17 protein-coding genes are annotated in these 17,025 nt (G+C 44.0%); 15 read left to right on the top strand and 2 right to left on the bottom strand.

What is annotated here, in order from left to right; genetic code table 11:
* The first annotated feature begins 59 nt into the window (after window positions 1–59).
* The 15 genes from RMO68_RS09365 to RMO68_RS09435 all read left to right on the top strand — a co-directional run bounded on the left by RMO68_RS09365 (window position 60) and on the right by RMO68_RS09435 (window position 13,929).
* The gene (locus tag RMO68_RS09365) at window positions 60–308 is read left to right on the top strand and encodes an RNA-binding S4 domain-containing protein (RefSeq protein ID WP_310440485.1); all 249 of its coding nucleotides are present in this window, start codon (window positions 60–62) and stop codon (window positions 306–308) included.
* On the top strand, window positions 305–1,285 hold the full coding sequence (gene trpD / locus RMO68_RS09370) for an anthranilate phosphoribosyltransferase (protein ID WP_310440486.1): 981 nt from the start codon (window positions 305–307) through the stop codon (window positions 1,283–1,285). Before RMO68_RS09365 ends, trpD begins: the two co-directional genes overlap by 4 nt.
* Entirely contained in the window at window positions 1,282–1,692 is a 411-nt protein-coding gene (gene tsaE / locus RMO68_RS09375) for a tRNA (adenosine(37)-N6)-threonylcarbamoyltransferase complex ATPase subunit type 1 TsaE (RefSeq protein WP_310440487.1), read from the top strand. Before trpD ends, tsaE begins: the two co-directional genes overlap by 4 nt.
* Entirely contained in the window at window positions 1,685–2,407 is a 723-nt protein-coding gene (lptB, locus tag RMO68_RS09380; protein ID WP_310440488.1) for an LPS export ABC transporter ATP-binding protein, read from the top strand. The genes tsaE and lptB overlap by 8 nt, the downstream gene beginning before the upstream one ends.
* 6 nt (window positions 2,408–2,413) lie before the next feature.
* The gene (locus RMO68_RS09385) at window positions 2,414–3,682 is read left to right on the top strand and encodes an RNA polymerase factor sigma-54 (RefSeq protein WP_310440489.1); all 1,269 of its coding nucleotides are present in this window, start codon (window positions 2,414–2,416) and stop codon (window positions 3,680–3,682) included.
* Window positions 3,679–4,422 carry a TIGR02757 family protein gene (locus RMO68_RS09390; RefSeq protein WP_310440490.1) on the top strand — a complete coding sequence of 248 codons (744 nt, stop codon included), beginning with the start codon at window positions 3,679–3,681 and terminating at the stop codon, window positions 4,420–4,422. Before RMO68_RS09385 ends, RMO68_RS09390 begins: the two co-directional genes overlap by 4 nt.
* A 70-nt stretch (window positions 4,423–4,492) precedes the next feature.
* Window positions 4,493–5,899, top strand: coding sequence for a COG3400 family protein (locus RMO68_RS09395; RefSeq protein ID WP_310440491.1), 1,407 nt, complete (start codon window positions 4,493–4,495; stop codon window positions 5,897–5,899).
* Window positions 5,900–5,978: 79 nt separating this feature from the next.
* Window positions 5,979–7,034: a 3-dehydroquinate synthase gene (gene aroB / locus RMO68_RS09400; protein ID WP_310440492.1), complete on the top strand. Its 1,056-nt coding sequence runs from the start codon at window positions 5,979–5,981 to the stop codon at window positions 7,032–7,034.
* Window positions 7,031–8,653 carry a mechanosensitive ion channel domain-containing protein gene (locus RMO68_RS09405; protein WP_310440493.1) on the top strand — a complete coding sequence of 541 codons (1,623 nt, stop codon included), beginning with the start codon at window positions 7,031–7,033 and terminating at the stop codon, window positions 8,651–8,653. The genes aroB and RMO68_RS09405 overlap by 4 nt, the downstream gene beginning before the upstream one ends.
* Window positions 8,650–9,897: a tRNA (N(6)-L-threonylcarbamoyladenosine(37)-C(2))-methylthiotransferase MtaB gene (mtaB, locus tag RMO68_RS09410; protein ID WP_310440494.1), complete on the top strand. Its 1,248-nt coding sequence runs from the start codon at window positions 8,650–8,652 to the stop codon at window positions 9,895–9,897. The genes RMO68_RS09405 and mtaB overlap by 4 nt, the downstream gene beginning before the upstream one ends.
* Window positions 9,872–11,533 (top strand): AAA family ATPase, encoded by a 1,662-nt coding sequence (locus RMO68_RS09415; RefSeq protein ID WP_310440495.1) that lies wholly within the window; start codon window positions 9,872–9,874, stop codon window positions 11,531–11,533. The genes mtaB and RMO68_RS09415 overlap by 26 nt, the downstream gene beginning before the upstream one ends.
* On the top strand, window positions 11,520–12,035 hold the full coding sequence (bioV, locus tag RMO68_RS09420; RefSeq protein WP_310440496.1) for a pimelyl-ACP methyl ester esterase BioV: 516 nt from the start codon (window positions 11,520–11,522) through the stop codon (window positions 12,033–12,035). The genes RMO68_RS09415 and bioV overlap by 14 nt, the downstream gene beginning before the upstream one ends.
* Window positions 12,035–12,562 carry a molybdopterin adenylyltransferase gene (mog, locus tag RMO68_RS09425; protein ID WP_310440497.1) on the top strand — a complete coding sequence of 176 codons (528 nt, stop codon included), beginning with the start codon at window positions 12,035–12,037 and terminating at the stop codon, window positions 12,560–12,562. Before bioV ends, mog begins: the two co-directional genes overlap by 1 nt.
* 45 nt (window positions 12,563–12,607) lie before the next feature.
* On the top strand, window positions 12,608–13,045 hold the full coding sequence (locus RMO68_RS09430; protein ID WP_310440498.1) for a nucleoside deaminase: 438 nt from the start codon (window positions 12,608–12,610) through the stop codon (window positions 13,043–13,045).
* A complete protein-coding gene (locus RMO68_RS09435; protein WP_310440499.1) occupies window positions 13,045–13,929 on the top strand; it encodes a TraB/GumN family protein in 885 nt (294 codons plus the stop codon). Before RMO68_RS09430 ends, RMO68_RS09435 begins: the two co-directional genes overlap by 1 nt.
* 33 nt (window positions 13,930–13,962) lie before the next feature.
* On the opposite strand, the gene RMO68_RS09440 is transcribed toward RMO68_RS09435, so the two are convergent.
* Window positions 13,963–14,370 carry a hypothetical protein gene (locus RMO68_RS09440; RefSeq protein ID WP_310440500.1) on the bottom strand — a complete coding sequence of 136 codons (408 nt, stop codon included), beginning with the start codon at window positions 14,368–14,370 and terminating at the stop codon, window positions 13,963–13,965.
* 56 nt (window positions 14,371–14,426) lie between these two features.
* The gene (locus tag RMO68_RS09445) at window positions 14,427–17,009 is read right to left on the bottom strand and encodes an EAL domain-containing protein (protein ID WP_310440501.1); all 2,583 of its coding nucleotides are present in this window, start codon (window positions 17,007–17,009) and stop codon (window positions 14,427–14,429) included.
* Between the last annotated feature and the right edge of the window lie 16 nt (window positions 17,010–17,025).

Below are 17,025 nucleotides of genomic sequence, written 5' to 3' on the forward strand. Positions count from 1 at the left end.
TCTTTTAGCTTCGGTAACTTACAATAAACACTTCAAACTTAACATTATGGAACTTTTATTTGCGAATCGATAAATTTTTAAACGCGGTCAATCTGACCAAACGCCGTGCCGTCGCTCAGGATATGATCGGTGAGGGTGTCGTCTATATTAACGGCAAAGCGGTTAAGCCCGCTAAAAATGTTGCCCTCGGCGATATCATTACCCTCGTCTATCTTGAGAAAGAGATGAAATACGAAGTTTTGGCTATTCCGAGTATCAAATCAACCCCGAAATCTCAACAACATCTCTATGTCAAGGAACTCTCATGAACGCTACCAAAGCCGATTTTGAAGCACTCTTTGAACATAAAATGAGCGATGAAGAGATGCGAGAGTTTTTACTCTCGTTATCCCTCAATGCGCAGACCTCTTCGGAGATGATCGCAACCGCCGCTGAGGTGATGCGCACGCACTCCATCATCCTCGAAGTCCCTTCTGAACTCAAACCTAAACTGATCGATGTCGTGGGGACGGGGGGAGATAAGAGCGGCAGTTTCAATGTCAGCTCCACCGTTGCCCTTGTTCTCGCCGCATCGGGTGCGTATGTTGCCAAACACGGTAATCGCTCCATCACCTCCAAATCGGGGAGTGCCGATGTCCTCGAATATCTGGGTGTCAAACTCGATCTCTCATTGGAACAGAGTTCGACGCTTCTTCAAGAGTGCGGATTTACCTTTTTGTTCGCCCAATACCACCATCCTGCGATGAAGTTCATTATGCCTATACGTCGCTCGATCCCTGAGAAAACCATCTTTAATATCCTCGGACCGCTCACTAATCCCGTGGGGCTCTCTAAAATCCTCCTCGGGGTGTTTGATGAGGTGTTTGTCCCTAAAATGGCGGAAGCGGCGCGTGAACTGGGGATGCAATCGGCGATTGTGGTGAGTTCACGTGAAAAGATGGATGAGATCAGTATCAGCGACATCACTTATGCAGGGCATCTGAAAAATAACAGCATAGAGTATTTCGAGATCGATCCGCAGATGCTGGGGATCAAAAAAGCGCCGTTTGAAGCGATCCTCGGCGGGGAAGCGGAACGAAATGCCGAGATACTCACCGATATTTTAAACAACCGCGCCACCGAAGCGCAACGGGATATGGTTTTGATTAATGCGGCGTATGCTCTCGTGGCTGAGGGGATGGCTAGAGATGCGCAAGAGGGGTTGGAAATCGCTCGTGATACCTTGCTCAGCGGCAAAGCATCCGAAAAACTCAAACAAATCGTATCGGTATCGTCTAAACTATGATGAAGTTATCGCAACCCGAATTAGCGCCATTGTGTGAACGTCTTATTCAAGAACTTCCGCAGGGGGGTGTTGTGATCTTGCAGGGGGATTTGGCGAGTGGTAAAACGACCTTTACCCAAGCCTTTGCTCACTACCTCGGATTGGAAGATGCCGTGACTTCACCTACTTTTTCACTTCAACAGGTGTATGGAGGTCGATTGTTTCATTATGATCTTTATAATTACGGCTTTGAGAAGTTTGTATCGTTAGGGATGATGGAAGAACTAGAGCGTACGGGGTATCATTTGATTGAGTGGGGAGATGAAACGTTGATCGAATGGCTCAAACGTGCGGGTATCGATACCGTTGTTTTAAAAATTACTAAATGCGATGAGCAATCGCGATGTTATGAGGTGCAACGTGCATGAATTAAAAATTGAAAACTTAGTCAAAACGATCAAAAATCACGAAATTGTTCGGGGTATCAGTATGGAACTCCGTACCGGAGAGGTTGTCGGACTTCTTGGGCCTAACGGTGCGGGTAAAACAACAACGTTTTACATGGTGTGCGGTTTGATCGAAGCTACAGGGGGTAAAGTCTACATCGACGGAGAGGATGTCTCCCATTTACCGCTGCACAAACGCTCACGTATGGGGATCGGTTATTTACCGCAGGAAGCTTCGATTTTCAAAGATTTAAGTGTTGAAGAAAATCTTATTATTGCTGCACAAGCCGGAGACCTTGACGCGGAAACGGCAGAAAAACGAATTGAAGAGTTGTTGGAAATGTTTAATATTGAGCCGATCCGAAACCGTCGCGGGATTAATCTTAGCGGAGGAGAGCGCCGTCGTGCCGAGATTGCACGTGCGTTAGTGAACAAGCCCCGATTTCTGCTGTTAGATGAGCCGTTTGCAGGGGTCGATCCGATCGCTGTTATGGATATCCAAAGTGTTATTTCGCAGTTAGTAGAGTACGGCATCGGTGTTTTAATTACCGACCATAATGTTCGTGAAACGTTAGCGGTATGTGATCGAGCTTACGTTATCAAAAGCGGTCAGCTTCTGGCTGCGGGAACGAGTGATGAGATTGCACATAATGCCGATGTGCGTCAACACTATCTCGGTGAATCGTTTAAGTTCTAATATTACATGCTACGAGTAAAAACAAACGTTGAGCTAAAAAATAAGCTTTCCAACACGCTGCGCAACTGGCTGCCGATTCTCCAATCGAGCCTGAGTGATTTGGGTGAAGCGATGGCTCCGTTTGTTGAGAGTAATCCTCTGATTGATATTAAATCGGGGTATGAAGAGTCGTTTGAATCGAGAATACCGAAAAAAATTCAATACGGCTATGTTCAAAACTCTCACAGTGAAGCGATTGAAGCCCTTACAGTTCAACACAAAAGTTTGTATGAAATTCTCGAAGAGCAGATTGACGGCTCCTTGTTTCCTACCCCGATATCCCAGCTTATTGCCAAACATATCATTGAAAATCTCGATGAGGGGGGATATTATGAGGGCGATGATACGACTTTTTGTAGTGCGCAAGGGATTGATTTAGAACAATTTGAAAAAATTCGGCTCCGTTTTATCCATGTTGAACCGGTTGGTATCGGCGCACGAAACGTTAGTGAATCGTTTTTGTTTCAGCTTGAATCCGCCTCGATCGGTGACGCCGGATATGCCCTTGCACGTGAAATGATCACCCATATGGATGAACTGGGGCGCTACCGAAAAGATGCCGCTTTCGAAGAAGCGATGCGGGTAATCGGAAGTTTTAAGAATCCTCCCGCAATCGATTATTTGGAAGACTCTCAGCAGGTGATTCCCGATCTGATGATTCATAATGATCCGGAAGACGGGATCGAAGTGAGACTCAATGATCAATATTATCCAAGCGTAACGATTGATGCCGCATACGGGGTTGATCATCCGTTTGTTCGTGAAAAACTCAAAGAGGCAAAAAGTCTTGTCGATGCTTTGGAAATGCGCAAAGCAACCCTCTACAAAGTGGGGTTGATGATCGTCGAATATCAATATGACTTTTTCACCGGGGGTGCGATCAAGCCGCTTACCCTGAAGACACTTGCCGATGAATTCGGACATAATCCCTCTACTATTTCACGTGCGATTGCCAATAAATACATCGCATGCGATCGAGGTGTTTATCCGATGAAAGATTTTTTCACAACGGCAATCGATGAAGATGTTTCCAACGCCGCGATCAAAGATTATGTGGCGGAATTGGTTAAAAACGAATCCCATAAAAAACCGCTCAGCGATATGAAACTTCTTGAAATGATCCAAGAGAAATTTAAAATCACAATGGTTCGCCGTACCATCGCAAAATACCGTAAACAGCTCAATATTGCAGGATCGAGTGAGCGTAAGCAGCTCTATCTTTTAGGACGCACTTGAGGGATGTCCGAGCCTATCTCGATGCAGAGGTAGAAGCACGTAACTGCAGTGATGAGTTATGTGAGGAGCGACCTGATCCTTTAATGGTCGCAAGGTGCACAAGAGATCAGCATCATGCTCTGACGTGTGCATTGTTTGCCTACGGGAACGTAAAGGCCATCGTCGCCTTTTTATCCTCATTGGATTCTGATTTGATCGATGCGGATGAAGCGCATTTGCGTTGTCGGTTAGAGGGGAAATATTACCGCTTTCAATCGACGGAAGATATCATTCAATGGTTTATAACCTTAAAAGCGCTGAAAACTTTAGGGGGAGCTGAACAGATTTTTTTGGAAGGATACGTTCGAGACGGGTTGCTAGAGGGGGTGAATTCACTGATTTCAACCTTATATGCGTGCAATCCTTACCGTTCAAAAGGGTATGAGTTTCTGATCACAAAACCGATCACTTCGATTGCCAAAGCCTCCGCTATGAAACGGTGGATGATGTACCTGCGATGGATGGTACGTGATAACGAACTCGATATGGGATTATGGAGCGGGGTACGTCAAAGCGATTTGATCATGCCGCTGGATACCCATACCTTTAGTGTTTCACGGCGTTTAGGACTTTTAAACCGCAATCAGTGCGATATGAGAGCGGCAATTGAGTTGACCGAAACGCTCAGGGGATTTGATCCTCACGATCCGCTGAAATACGATTTTGCCCTCTATCGGATCGGACAAGAGAAAATCCTTTAGAGAAAGGGAGATGATAGATTGTGGTACAATCTCATCCATCAATTTAGAACCATAAGAAGTTTACCCTTTAATGAAAAAAATTTTAATCGTCACTGACGGAGCTATCGGACAACACTTTATAGAACGTGTCATCGGTACGTATACGAGTGAAAACCTTTATTATATTATCCAAACGACCGAGAAAAACTTCGAAGGGTATAACCCCGCTCGCTATAAATTCTTTCAATTCGATCCTACCAGTTTTTATAAAATTGCCAACCTGCTAAAAATGGATTTTTGGCAAGTGGTTTTGGTTATGGAAAATCAGATCGATTTAGAAAATACCATTAAAAATATCCGTTTGTATAAACCCTCCATTCGGATTATTGCACTTGATTTATGGAATACGGTGAGTCCGTGCGATGATATCGAGTGGGTCAATATGCAAGAGCTTATTGCCGCAAATATGATCGATTATCTCCCCAATATCCCCGTTTTAGCTAAAAATATAGGGCTGGGTTCGGGTGAGATTATGGAGGTTTTGGTTCCGTTTGGAAGCTCATTCGTTTACCGCCATATCGGTTCTATTGAACAGAAAAACTGGAAAATCGCCGCTATCTACCGAAACCGTCAGCTTATTCTCCCTGCCGACAATAAAATGATTCAGCCGAATGATACGCTAGTATTGGTGGGTGATCCCGCCGTGTTACGTTCAATTTATCGAGCCATTAAACGGGAACTCGGGCAATTTCCCGCCCCTTTCGGGTCTAAGATTTACCTCTATATTGATATGCACAACGAAAAACCTTCTGCCATTATGGCCTTGGTCAGACGAAGTGTTTATATTCAGAAAAAGCTCCGTCAGCCGCTTATTATTAAAGTGATCAATCCGAGTGATATTGATGTATTGCGGATGATAAAAGCTTCTGCACAAGGCGATGTAATGGTTGATATCGATTATACAGCCGTACCGGATGAGGGGCTTATTCTTAATGATATCAAAAAATATCACATCGGTCTTTTTCTTGTTTCCCATACGGCTTTTTCGATTTCGTCGATCCGAAAAAAACTTTACGTCGGCAATGTACCGGTATTAAAACTCGCAGAACGATCTTTTTCTTCGTTACGGGAAAGCGTTGTCATTTTAAGTGAAGAGGGGCATATCGAAAATATTTCAACGACGATATTTGACGTCTCTTCCCAATTCGGGTTCAATTTAGAACTGATTAATTATACGAATGAAGAGGGGTCGCATAAGAACGAGGTGATTGACCATTTTAACAATCTCTCCGCTATTTTTTCAAAGTCTATTAATGTTTCGCTTCAAGATACCAATCCGATACGTGAGTTACGCGAAAGGGAAAATTTTCTTCATGTCCTGCCGTTTACATCCAAGATGTTTACAAACCCGTTTACCGCTTATTTTTCAACCGATCCTGAAGTACTTTACCGTAAGCTCGGACACTATCATCAGCTTTTTATCCCTACACAAATTTAACCCTTGACAAGAGGGTTTTAAGTCATCTTTTAGTAATATATATCTCATTCCGTAACAACTTAATTCATCAGGTTTTTCTATGACGATATCTATCAACCTTAAACGTGTAATTGACGACTCTTATCCCATCCATATCGGAGCGTTGCCCGAGATAAACTTTGAGGGGAAAGTCGTAGTTTTAACCAATCCGAAAGTGGCAGGTTTGCACTTGCAAACACTTCTGAACCGATTGCATGCTAAAGAAGTTTATATTGTGACGATTCCTGACGGTGAGCAGTACAAAACGTTAGAGACGATTGAATCGATTTTAGATCGGATGTTTGATCATCGACTGAACCGTAAATCGCTTCTGGTCGCATTTGGCGGCGGCGTGATCGGTGATATGGGAGGATTCGCGGCGAGTCTCTACAATCGCGGAATCGATTTCATCCAAATCCCCACAACTCTCCTTTCGCAAGTCGATGCGAGTGTCGGCGGAAAAACAGGGGTGAATAACCGATACGGCAAAAATCTAATCGGTGCTTTTCATCAACCGCGCGCGGTTTACATCGATCCGAGTTTTCTTAAAACCCTCCCATCCCGTGAATTTGGAGCAGGGGTCGCGGAGATTGTCAAAATGGCGGTGACCTTTAACGCACCGTTTTTTGAGTGGCTGGAACAGCATGATTTGCGTGAGGGAGATAATCTGCTCTACGCGATTGCTAAAGCGGTTGAGACCAAAGCAGGTGTGGTCGAAGAGGATGAAAAAGAGCAGGGGCTTCGTGCGGCGTTGAATTATGGACATACATTCGGTCATGTCATTGAAAACGAAACAAAATACGAAACCTATTTGCACGGCGAAAGTGTCGCAATCGGGATGGTTATGGCCAATGACTTAGCGCATGAAATCGGGTTGATGAGCCGTGAAGAAGTTGCACGGGTTAAAGCACTGTTAGGACGCTATGATCTCCCGCTTGAATATCCGATACAAGATGTTGAAAAGTTTTATGAAACCTTTTTCTTGGATAAAAAAAGTGCCGATAGTGCTATAACTTTTATTCTCCCTCGTGGAATCGGAGCGGTAGAGATTACCGATACGATAGAGGCATCAACGGTGAAAAAAATCTTGACAGCATTCAAAGGAACCCGCGCGTGAGATATTTTTCGTTTTTATTTACGTCATTATTTATAGCGGTTTTAACCCTTAATGCGGCAAAAAATGATGAGAATATTTTTCAAGAGCAATCGATAGAGCTCCCTAAAGAGGTCGAAATCGAAAATGCACAAGAAGAACTCTCTAAAATTCAAAAAGAGCTCTCAAAAGGGAACAGCATTTGGCTTAAAAGCTATAACTCCTATATGGCCTACCAAGAGTCTCGCAAAAATCTTCGAGAAGTAAAATATCGTATCGAACTGTTGCAAAATCGATCACCGAATGTAGAGCGCAAACTCGAAATCGAAGCTCTCCAAGCCAAACAAAAAATTCTGACCGAACAGGTTGATCTCTTAAAAGCTCAGGGGACATCACCGTTTGTATCATTGCTAAAACCGGATGAAGCGGGTGAGCTTCCGACGATTACGAATCCTTTCGATATCGTGACGGGATTATCCTACGTTAAACGTCTTAACAGCCAATATCATGATTATGTTTTACGTGAAGAGGAGTTGCAAGAGCTTATCACCCTCTTGGAACGGCAGATTGTTTTGTTTAAAACACTCACACGTCTGGATCCGAAATCAGATTATGATGTGGAACTTGAAGCGACGATGCTGCAAGTCGAAAAATTCAAATTGGCACTTGAGACGCTTGTCTCTACGGCAGACGTATATGAAAAACGGATTGAATCAACCGAAGCAAAAATCAACAAAGAGATTAAAGAACAGATTTATAAACTCCTGAATATCGGGATGATTGTTCTTGTTCTCTTTCTTATCTCCTTTTTATTTAAACGGGTCATCAAACGTTACATTATGGACAATGAACGTTTTTATATGGCCAACAAAATCGTGACCTTTATCAATGTGACGTTGATTATTTTGATTTTGCTTTTCAGCTATATCGATAACGTCGGCTATTTTGCCACCGTTCTCGGCTTTGCCTCTGCGGGTCTTGCGATCGCGATGCGTGACTGGTTTATGTCGTTGCTCGGCTGGCTTGTTATTGTGATCGGGGGAGCTATTCACGTCGGAGATCGTATTCGATTTATGAAAGACGGTATGGAATACGTCGGAGATGTTTTGGATATTTCGATGCAGCGTATTACGCTGATGGAGGATGTTACTTTAACTACCATTCAAACAAACCGCCGTGCGGGGCGCATTGTTTTTGTCCCTAACAACTACATTTTCACTTCGATGATTGCCAATTATTCGCACGGATCGCTTAAAACGGTTTGGGACGGGATCGATATTGTCATCACCTTTGATTCGAATCACAAAAAAGCGGCGCATTTGGTCAAAGAGATTTGCCGTAAGTATTCAAAAGGGTACACTGATATTACTCGTAAACAGATCAATAAACTGCGTGATCGTTACAGCCTTAAAAACAGTAACGTTGAGCCTCGAATTTTTACGTTTATCGAAACCAACGGATTAAAAATCAGTGCGTGGTACCTCACGAACGCCTACGCAACACTTACTTTGCGTAGCACGATCTCTGCCGACATTATCGATGCATTCAACGCCGAACACGACATTACAATCGCCTATCCGACCCAGACGTTTTATACGGCTCCGATACCGCCGAAATCTGCGCCTCCTATGGATGTGGAATGAAACCGAAAGTCTATTTTAAAACGTTCGGATGCCGTACAAACGTTTTTGATTCGCAAGTTATGATGTCTGCCTTGCGTGATTATGAGGTGACCGAGGATGAGGGGAGTGCCGATATCGTTGTGGTCAACTCCTGCACGGTGACCAACGGTGCCGATGTGAGTGTTCGCGGCTACATCAATCAGATGGATAAGCAGGGGAAAAAGCTTTTTTTGACGGGATGCGGCGCCCATACCAAAGGGGAATCCCTATTTGGTGCAGGAAAGATACAAGGGGTGTTCGGCCCTTCGGAAAAAATGAAAATCAATACGCTCCTCTCATCGGATAGCCGTTTTTATGAGATCGGTGATTTGAACTATATTGACGATGCGATTGTGGATGAATTTGTCGGGAAATCACGTGCCTTTATTAAAATCCAAGAGGGGTGTAATTTTCGTTGCAGTTATTGTATTATCCCCTTTGTACGTGGTGATGCACGAAGTATGGATGAAGCCAAGATTTTAGAGCAGGTATCACGCCTTGCAAGCAATGGTTTCGGAGAGTTTGTCCTCACGGGGACGAACGTCGGAAGTTACGGTCAGGGTGAGGGGCGAAGTATAGCGGAATTGATGAAAAAAATGTCGCTCATCCGTGGTGTTCGTCGTATTCGTGTAGGTTCGCTGGAACCGATACAGGTAAATGAATCGTTTCGGGAAATTTTGGATGAGCCGTGGTTAGAACGACATTTACATATCGCGATTCAACACAGTAGTGACTCGATGCTTCGCCTTATGAACCGTCGTAACCGTCATGCCGGTGATGTCGAGCTTTTCGGTATGCTGCATGAAAAAGGTTTTGCCCTCGGAACCGATTTTATTATCGGTCATCCGGGAGAGAGTGACGTGATTTGGAGTGAGGCGATGGAGAATATCCGTTCGCTTCATCTCACCCATATTCACCCTTTTACCTATTCCAAACGAGACGGAACTCCGAGTTCGGTGATGAAACCCGAAGTAAACGGAACACTCTCGGCACAAAGAATGGCCGAGCTTAATGCGCTGATTGGATCAAATAATAAGAAGTTCAGGGAAAAAAGAGCTACTTCTGCGTTGGAAGTGCTAGTAGAATCGGGTGAGGGGAATAATTATATCGGATACGATCAATTTTATAATAAAGTCTTGATCGAATCGAATGAAGATATCAGCGGTGACTGGATCACGCTGGAACACTATGAGGTACACGATGAATTTAACATGGCCAAATTTTAACCGAAATCAGCTCATCCTTATTATTTCGGGGGGGATTGTTTTACTTTTGCTTCTGTTTGCCCTTTTACGTGACAGCGGTGATACGATACCCCTTTCGGAAGCAACCAAACTGATTGAGAACGATCAAATCGAAAAAGCATTCAGTGACGACGGGTATACCTATTTTGCCACCAAAGAAAACGGCGTAGTGAAAATCGCGTCATCTCAGCTCCCCTCCGAACTGACTGCACACCTTATTATCGAGCCCAAAGGGGGGAACGGATGGTTATGGTTCTTCTTGTTTTTTGCTCTTATCGGCGGAACAGGATTTTGGGCATGGAAAAGTAAATTGGGATTTGAGGATGAAGCTCCCCTAGAAGTTCCGGTTGCTAAAGCAACCCCTGAACCTGAAGCACCGTCTTCCAACGTTACCCCTGTGAAATCAACCGTCCGTTTTAGTGATATCGGCGGTATCGGTGATGTCAAAGAGGAGCTTGAAGAGATTATCGACTTTTTGCGCAATCCGAAACGCTATTACAGCTTCGGTGCGAGAATGCCGCGGGGAGTATTGCTGATAGGACCTCCTGGGGTAGGGAAAACGATGATTGCCAAAGCGGTTGCCGCCGAAGCGGATGTTCCGTTTTTCTACCAAAGCGGTGCCTCGTTTGTACAGATTTATGTCGGAATGGGGGCAAAACGGGTGAGCGAGCTTTTCTCTGCCGCCAAGAAAAATGCCCCCTCTATCATCTTTATCGATGAGATCGATGCGGTAGGTAAAAAGCGTGAAGGGGGTCGTAACGACGAACGCGAAGGAACCCTCAATCAGCTTCTTACCGAAATGGACGGATTTGAAGAGACGAGCGGTATCGTTGTCATCGCCGCGACCAATAATATTGATGTTATGGATTCAGCGCTTCTTCGTGCGGGACGGTTTGACCGCCGTATTTTTGTTGAACTCCCTACCGCATCTGAGCGTGAAGCGATTTTACAAAAATATCTTCGCCATATTCCGAATGAGCTTTCGATTAACGAAATTGCCAAAATGACGGTCGGATTTAACGGGGCTTCGCTTGCGGCTTTGGTGAACGAAGCAGCACTTTTGTGTATGCGTCAAAACGAGATTCAGGTGAAGCAGGAACATTTCTTGGCGGTAAAAGACAAAGTGATGTTCGGTAAAAAGAAAATTGCGATGCTCAGTGACGAGCAACGCCGCTATCAAGTCCGTTATCAAGCGGGGAAAGTGTTTGCCGCGACGTGGTTTGATTTGCCGTATGAGAAGATCACCCTTACCAATGATGCGATCACCCCTCCGACGGCTGAACCGCAACTGCGCCATGAGATCGAAGCCCACATACGGGTTCATTTGGCAGGAATCGCATCATCACACCTTCGTTTCGGCGAACACGCCAGCAATGCATCGCATGATTTAGCGGTTGCCAAAGAATTGGTTCATGCCATGGTGTACGAATACGGGATGGGAAGTTCGATCCAGCCGACACCTGAAGATGAAACATCCCTTATGAACCGTTTGTATCAAGAGATCAGTGTATTATTAGAGAGAAATGAAAAAATTCTCGCCAAATTTGAAGCGGTTTTAGATGAGTATGAACATATTTCAAAAGCCCTTGCCAAAGCAACGATGAATGAGATTTTATAGCGGTTTTGCTCTGAGCGGAGATCAACATTTTTTTGATCCTTATTTAAAACACAGTGATTATACCGTTTCGGGATTTAGTTACGGTGCGATCAAAGCGGCACAATACGTAGCCGACTCACGTGAGCGTATCGATACTCTCCAACTTTTTTCCCCCGCTTTTTTCCAGACGAAAAAAGAGTCGTTCCGACGTCTTCAGATGGGGGGATATTTCAAAGATGCCGAACGCTATTTGGAAAACTTTTTAACAAGCTGCTTTGCTCCCTCACCCGTGGCTCCGCTTGCATTGGGAGAGAACAATGCAGAATCGTTGCAAGAACTTCTCTATTTTGAGTGGACACCGAGCTTAATGGAGCGTATTCGTGCTAAAGGGACACTTATTGAGGTCTATTTGGGACTTGATGATCAAGTGATCGATGTCGCAGGAGCGAGAGAATTTTTTCTCCCCTATGCGACGGTTACCTCGATAAAAAGAGCCAACCATTTTTTACAGGAGAATTTTTAATGATCAAAATAGGTGTTATTACCGCATCAGACCGTGCGAGTGCGGGGATTTACGAAGATATTTCAGGGGTAGCGATTCAAGAGACGATGAAAGACTATCTAAAATCAGAACATGAGATTGTGTACCGTTGTATCCCTGACAATCAGGACACTATTGAAGAGACGATGATGGAGCTGTGCGACCGTGAGGGGTGCTGTCTCGTGGTAACGACGGGGGGAACAGGGCCTGCAAAACGTGACGTGACCCCTGAAGCGACCGAAAACGTCTGTGAGAAGATGATGCCGGGGTTCGGTGAGTTAATGCGTCAGGTGAGCCTCCAATACGTCCCGACGGCGATCCTCTCACGACAGACGGCTGGGATTCGTGGTCGTAGCCTTATTATCAATCTTCCGGGGAAACCGAAATCGATCCGTGAGTGTCTGGACGCCGTATTTCCTGCCGTGCCGTATTGTATCGATTTGATCGAAGGGCCGTATTTGGAGTGTAACGAAGAGGTTATTAAAGCGTTTCGACCGAAGCAATCATAACGGCCGAATATAAGCTAATAAGCGATACTTACAAAAGGGGATAGAATGGATCCATTTATGCGTGAAGCGATTCTTGAAGCGGAAAAAGGGCTGGAAGAGGGTGGAATCCCTATCGGATCGGTACTGGTATATGAAGGTAAGATTATCGGAAGAGGTCATAACCGCCGAGTCCAAAAAGGGAGTGTTATTTTACACGGTGAAATGGATGCTCTTGAAAATGCGGGACGCTTAAGTGCTTCGATCTATAAAGAGTGCACACTCTATACGACCCTATCGCCGTGCCCGATGTGTTCCGGAGCGATTGCGCTGTATGGGATCGGGCATATCGTTATCGGTGAAAATCATAATTTTAAAGGGGAAGAGGAGATGCTTGTATCACGCGGTGTAACGCTTGATATTCTCAACGACCATCATTGTATGGATATGATGGGGCGCTTTATAGAAGAACATCCGAAACTTTGGAATGAAGATATCGGAGAATAATGCGCTATTTCATTTTTGTTTTTCTATTTCCCCTTCTGGTTGTTTCACAGCTCTTCGCCCAATCGAGCGTCTGGAAAATTAGTGACGGTCTCCATACGATGTATCTCGGCGGAACGATTCACGTTCTCCGCTCTTCTGATTTCCCTCTCCCGCGTGAGTTTGATGACGCATACTCAAAATCAGACTATGTTGTATTTGAGACCGATCTATCTCCCTCTCACACTCAAGAGTTACAGAGATTATTGATGCGAAAAATGCTCCTTCCCGCAGGACAAACCCTTGCGCAAAAACTTTCCGCTAAAACATATAATGCCCTTATCGTCTATCTCGATTCACAAGGGTACAATCGGGCTGCATTTGATCGCTTGGAGCCGTGGGCGGTTATGATGACCCTTACACAACTAAAACTCTCTTCAATCGGGATAGATCAAGGTGGAGTTGATAGTCATTACAGTAAACGGGCACTTCTCGATCAAATGCCTCAAAAATATTTGGAAAGTATCCAAGAACAAAGTGCGATTATTACTGAAATCGGTGAAGGTGAAGAGGATACGATGATTCTTCAAACACTTGAAGATATGGATGAGCTGAATACGATAATGACATGGATGGTACAAGATTGGCGGGAAGGTAAAACGGAGCGGCTGGAGCGCGAATTGGTTGTGGAGATGATGCAAGAATCGCCGAAAATGTATCATCGTATTTTGGTACAGCGTAACAATGCATGGATGCCCAAGCTCATGAATATGATACGAGAAGAGAAGAGGGGATTTGTCCTTGTGGGAGCGATGCATCTGCTGGGGCGTGATGGGTTATTGGAACAGTTTAGAAAAGCGGGATATCACGTTGAGATCGTAGCAGAAAGAGATAAAGAGATTCAATAGAGCCTAAGAATGCGACATCTCTGCCGCATTTTTTTACCAGTCACGTACGAGGTTATGGCAGCGCATACAGGCGCGTTGAATATCAAGATAAGCATTTTGTGCCGTATCGCGGCGGACGTTATCCATACTCGATTTAATAATATCGACGTTATCGGTGATCAGGTGTGCCGATGTTGTCGCAATTCTGGCTTTATGGGCCTTCTCTTTTGGGAGCATTTTACTCATCATTGCTTCATTTCCCAATAGTTTTTGACTCTCTACCCCGAGAGCTTCGGCGGCTTTAAGCGCTTTTTGTTTATCTCCTTCGATAAAACCTGCCTGCATAACCATCATGTAATTATTGAGTTTGTACATATTGTCTTTGAGATCGTATTCACCTGCAGAGAGTACCGAACTAAATGCCAAAGCCGCAACGGCACCGATTAAAAACTTTTTACCCATGGAAACTCCTTGTATGACGTTATTAATACTATAAGTTAATATTGATTAAATGAATATTAATTCATGTAATATTCAATTCTCTGCGGACGGCTAAACAAGAACCCTTGGAAGGAGTCGCATTCCATCTCACGCAAGAGATTAAACTGCTCGGGTGTCTCTACCCCCTCAGCAATCACTTCAAGTCCGAAAGTCTTTCCGATGGTAATAATGGTTTGAATAATAATTTGATCCGATACGCTATCGGGGAGTGCTTTTACGAAAGACTGATCGATTTTTAGTTCATCAATCGGAAGATTTTTGAGATACGATAAGCTGGAGTAGCCTGTTCCGAAATCATCGATAGAGAGGGTAAAGCCAATCTCTTTAAGGAGGATGATTTTTTCCATTGCTTTATGGATATCATGTACCAGTAATCCTTCGGTGAGTTCTAAACGTATTTTGGACGGATTGATCCGCATCTGATTGATTTGTCCCTTAAGTTTTGAAATATAGTTCTCTTCTTCAAACTGCTTCGGACTCACATTGACCGAAATACGCCATTTTTGTTTAATCGGATCATTTTCCCATCTCTTGAGTTGTTTGGTTGCTTCTTCAAAAATCCAATCCCCCAAGGAGATAATAATTCCGGAACTCTCTGCCAACGGTATAAATTTTGAGGGAGGGATTAACCCGCGCTCGGGGTGTTCCCATCGCATGAGGGCTTCAACCCCTTCGGTTACTCCTTGCACATTGACTTGTTCCTGATAAACGATATAGAGCTGATGAAGCGTCAGTGCAGCATTGAGATCATGTGTGAGACGGGCGTGTTCCGCCATGGTCTCTTGAAGGGATGCGTCATAAAAACGGGAGGTATTTCGTCCACTTTTTTTAGCCGCGTACATGGCACTGTCGGCATAAGTAAAGAGCTGATCAATACTGGACTCTTCACCGATAAATAAGACGATACCGATACTCGCACTAAGATAAAAAGATTGGTTATCGATGAGGAACGGCTCTTTGGCTATATCGAGAATTTTATGGGCAGCTGTCTGGACGGCGGTAGCCGCATCATGCTGATTTAATCCGATATTTTCAATTAAAATGACAAATTCATCCCCGCCGAAACGGGCAACGGTATCGGATTGGCGTAAGATGCTGAGTAGTCGTTTTCCCATTTGTTTCAGTACTTCATCTCCCGAAATATGCCCTTTGATATCGTTTATCCCTTTGAAATTATCCAAATCGATAAAAAGCAAACCGCCGTATTGTTGGGTACGAGAACTCGAGACCATAGCTTTTGTAAAACGTTCAATCAAAAGACGTCTGTTTGCCAGTTCGGTTAAAGGGTCATAAAAAGAGAGTTTCAAAATATTCTCTTTTTGGTAAAACGAGTTGATCGCAAATCCTAAATCCCCCGAAAGTTCATCAATCATAGCGGTCTCTTCGGCTGTAAATCCCCCTTCTTGCGCAGTGCAAATCATCATTACCCCAAACGATTCGATCGCAAAAGTGTCTTTTCGCAATGCTGCCGCATAAACAGAGGTAATACCGTATTTTTCCACTTTACGTCGGCACTCCTCAGAGATATCGGTCGTAAAATCGGTCAAAATAATAGAGGTATTTCGTTGTAGGGCTATTTGTTCAATAGGCACGATGGTTTGCTCCTCGTCGATACCGTACGAGGCTTTTACTTTGAGTTCTCCCCCTTCAATCAAAGAAATTTTAACACTTAAAAAAGATTGATTCTCCACTAAACATAATGCCGTTTTATCAATAAGTTCATCGAGGGTTTGTGACGTAATCAAAACTTGATTGCTGTCGGCAACCGTGCGAAGAATAGAATAAAGATGTTGCTGATAGGCATTGGATATTTTGAGTTCTTGTGTCGCTTTTTCCAGTTCGGACGTCCGTTTTTTAACCTCTATTTCAAGCTGTTTTTTGCCTTCAACATCACGTTTGGTCAGCTGACGTACTGCGTAGTGGATGAATCCTAAAAGAAAAAGGATAATCGCCCAGCTCAAAACGGCCTCTTTCCAAAAAATTGAAAGGGTTTCATCGGCGATAATTTGACGAGGAATTTTAATGCTGGTAACCCCTCGGATATCACCTATTTTATAGTCATATGCGGAGTTATAGCGTTGGGCTATATAGGGGAGAACTTCTTCTTTTTTTCCGTGGCACTGAATACAATAGGGCTCTATTTTTATCGGAGAACTGTAAAAGAAGTACTCTTGATTATTTTGCTTTATAAGGGAGATATTTTCTGTGAGTGTTGGATTTTGAGCAAAATAGCGTATGGCTTTTACTTCGAATTCATCGGCTCGATTGATAGGATTTCGAGGACGATCCGAGACATTGCGTATCGATATTCCATCATGGGATCGCTTTATAAATTCATCACTGATTTGTGCCGCCGCATGAGCGGGTAGAAATCCGACCGTAGAATCATTTAGGTCGAGTCCACTCTTTAAAAATTGATGATGATAGACATAGCGCATGGAGATAAAATAGGTTTGTAATGATTTTGCGCGGCTAAAAGCACGAGTTTCAACCATAGCCTGTGTTTGATAGTAAAGATAAAGGGTAATCAAGACGGTTGCCGTAATGATAAAGGCAGCTATGATCCAAAAAAGCTGTTTGGTAAGGTTTAGACTACGCATATTAGCCCTCTCCTTT

The organism is Sulfuricurvum sp. (genome assembly GCF_031427015.1).
GTDB lineage: Bacteria > Campylobacterota > Campylobacteria > Campylobacterales > Sulfurimonadaceae > Sulfuricurvum.

Bases quoted from the DNA above. Each gene is read 5' to 3' on its own strand.
- RMO68_RS09445 (WP_310440501.1), bottom strand. From the start codon at position 17,009: ATGCGTAGTCTAAACCTTACCAAACAGCTTTTTTGGATCATAGCTGCC.
- mtaB (WP_310440494.1), top strand. From the start codon at position 8,650: ATGAAACCGAAAGTCTATTTTAAAACGTTCGGATGCCGTACAAACGTT.
- RMO68_RS09430 (WP_310440498.1), top strand. From the start codon at position 12,608: ATGGATCCATTTATGCGTGAAGCGATTCTTGAAGCGGAAAAAGGGCTG.
- RMO68_RS09395 (WP_310440491.1), top strand. From the start codon at position 4,493: ATGAAAAAAATTTTAATCGTCACTGACGGAGCTATCGGACAACACTTT.
- RMO68_RS09440 (WP_310440500.1), bottom strand. From the start codon at position 14,370: ATGGGTAAAAAGTTTTTAATCGGTGCCGTTGCGGCTTTGGCATTTAGT.
- tsaE (WP_310440487.1), top strand. From the start codon at position 1,282: ATGATGAAGTTATCGCAACCCGAATTAGCGCCATTGTGTGAACGTCTT.
- mog (WP_310440497.1), top strand. From the start codon at position 12,035: ATGATCAAAATAGGTGTTATTACCGCATCAGACCGTGCGAGTGCGGGG.
- bioV (WP_310440496.1), top strand. From the start codon at position 11,520: ATGAGATTTTATAGCGGTTTTGCTCTGAGCGGAGATCAACATTTTTTT.
- RMO68_RS09385 (WP_310440489.1), top strand. From the start codon at position 2,414: ATGCTACGAGTAAAAACAAACGTTGAGCTAAAAAATAAGCTTTCCAAC.
- RMO68_RS09415 (WP_310440495.1), top strand. From the start codon at position 9,872: ATGAATTTAACATGGCCAAATTTTAACCGAAATCAGCTCATCCTTATT.
- aroB (WP_310440492.1), top strand. From the start codon at position 5,979: ATGACGATATCTATCAACCTTAAACGTGTAATTGACGACTCTTATCCC.
- RMO68_RS09435 (WP_310440499.1), top strand. From the start codon at position 13,045: ATGCGCTATTTCATTTTTGTTTTTCTATTTCCCCTTCTGGTTGTTTCA.
- trpD (WP_310440486.1), top strand. From the start codon at position 305: ATGAACGCTACCAAAGCCGATTTTGAAGCACTCTTTGAACATAAAATG.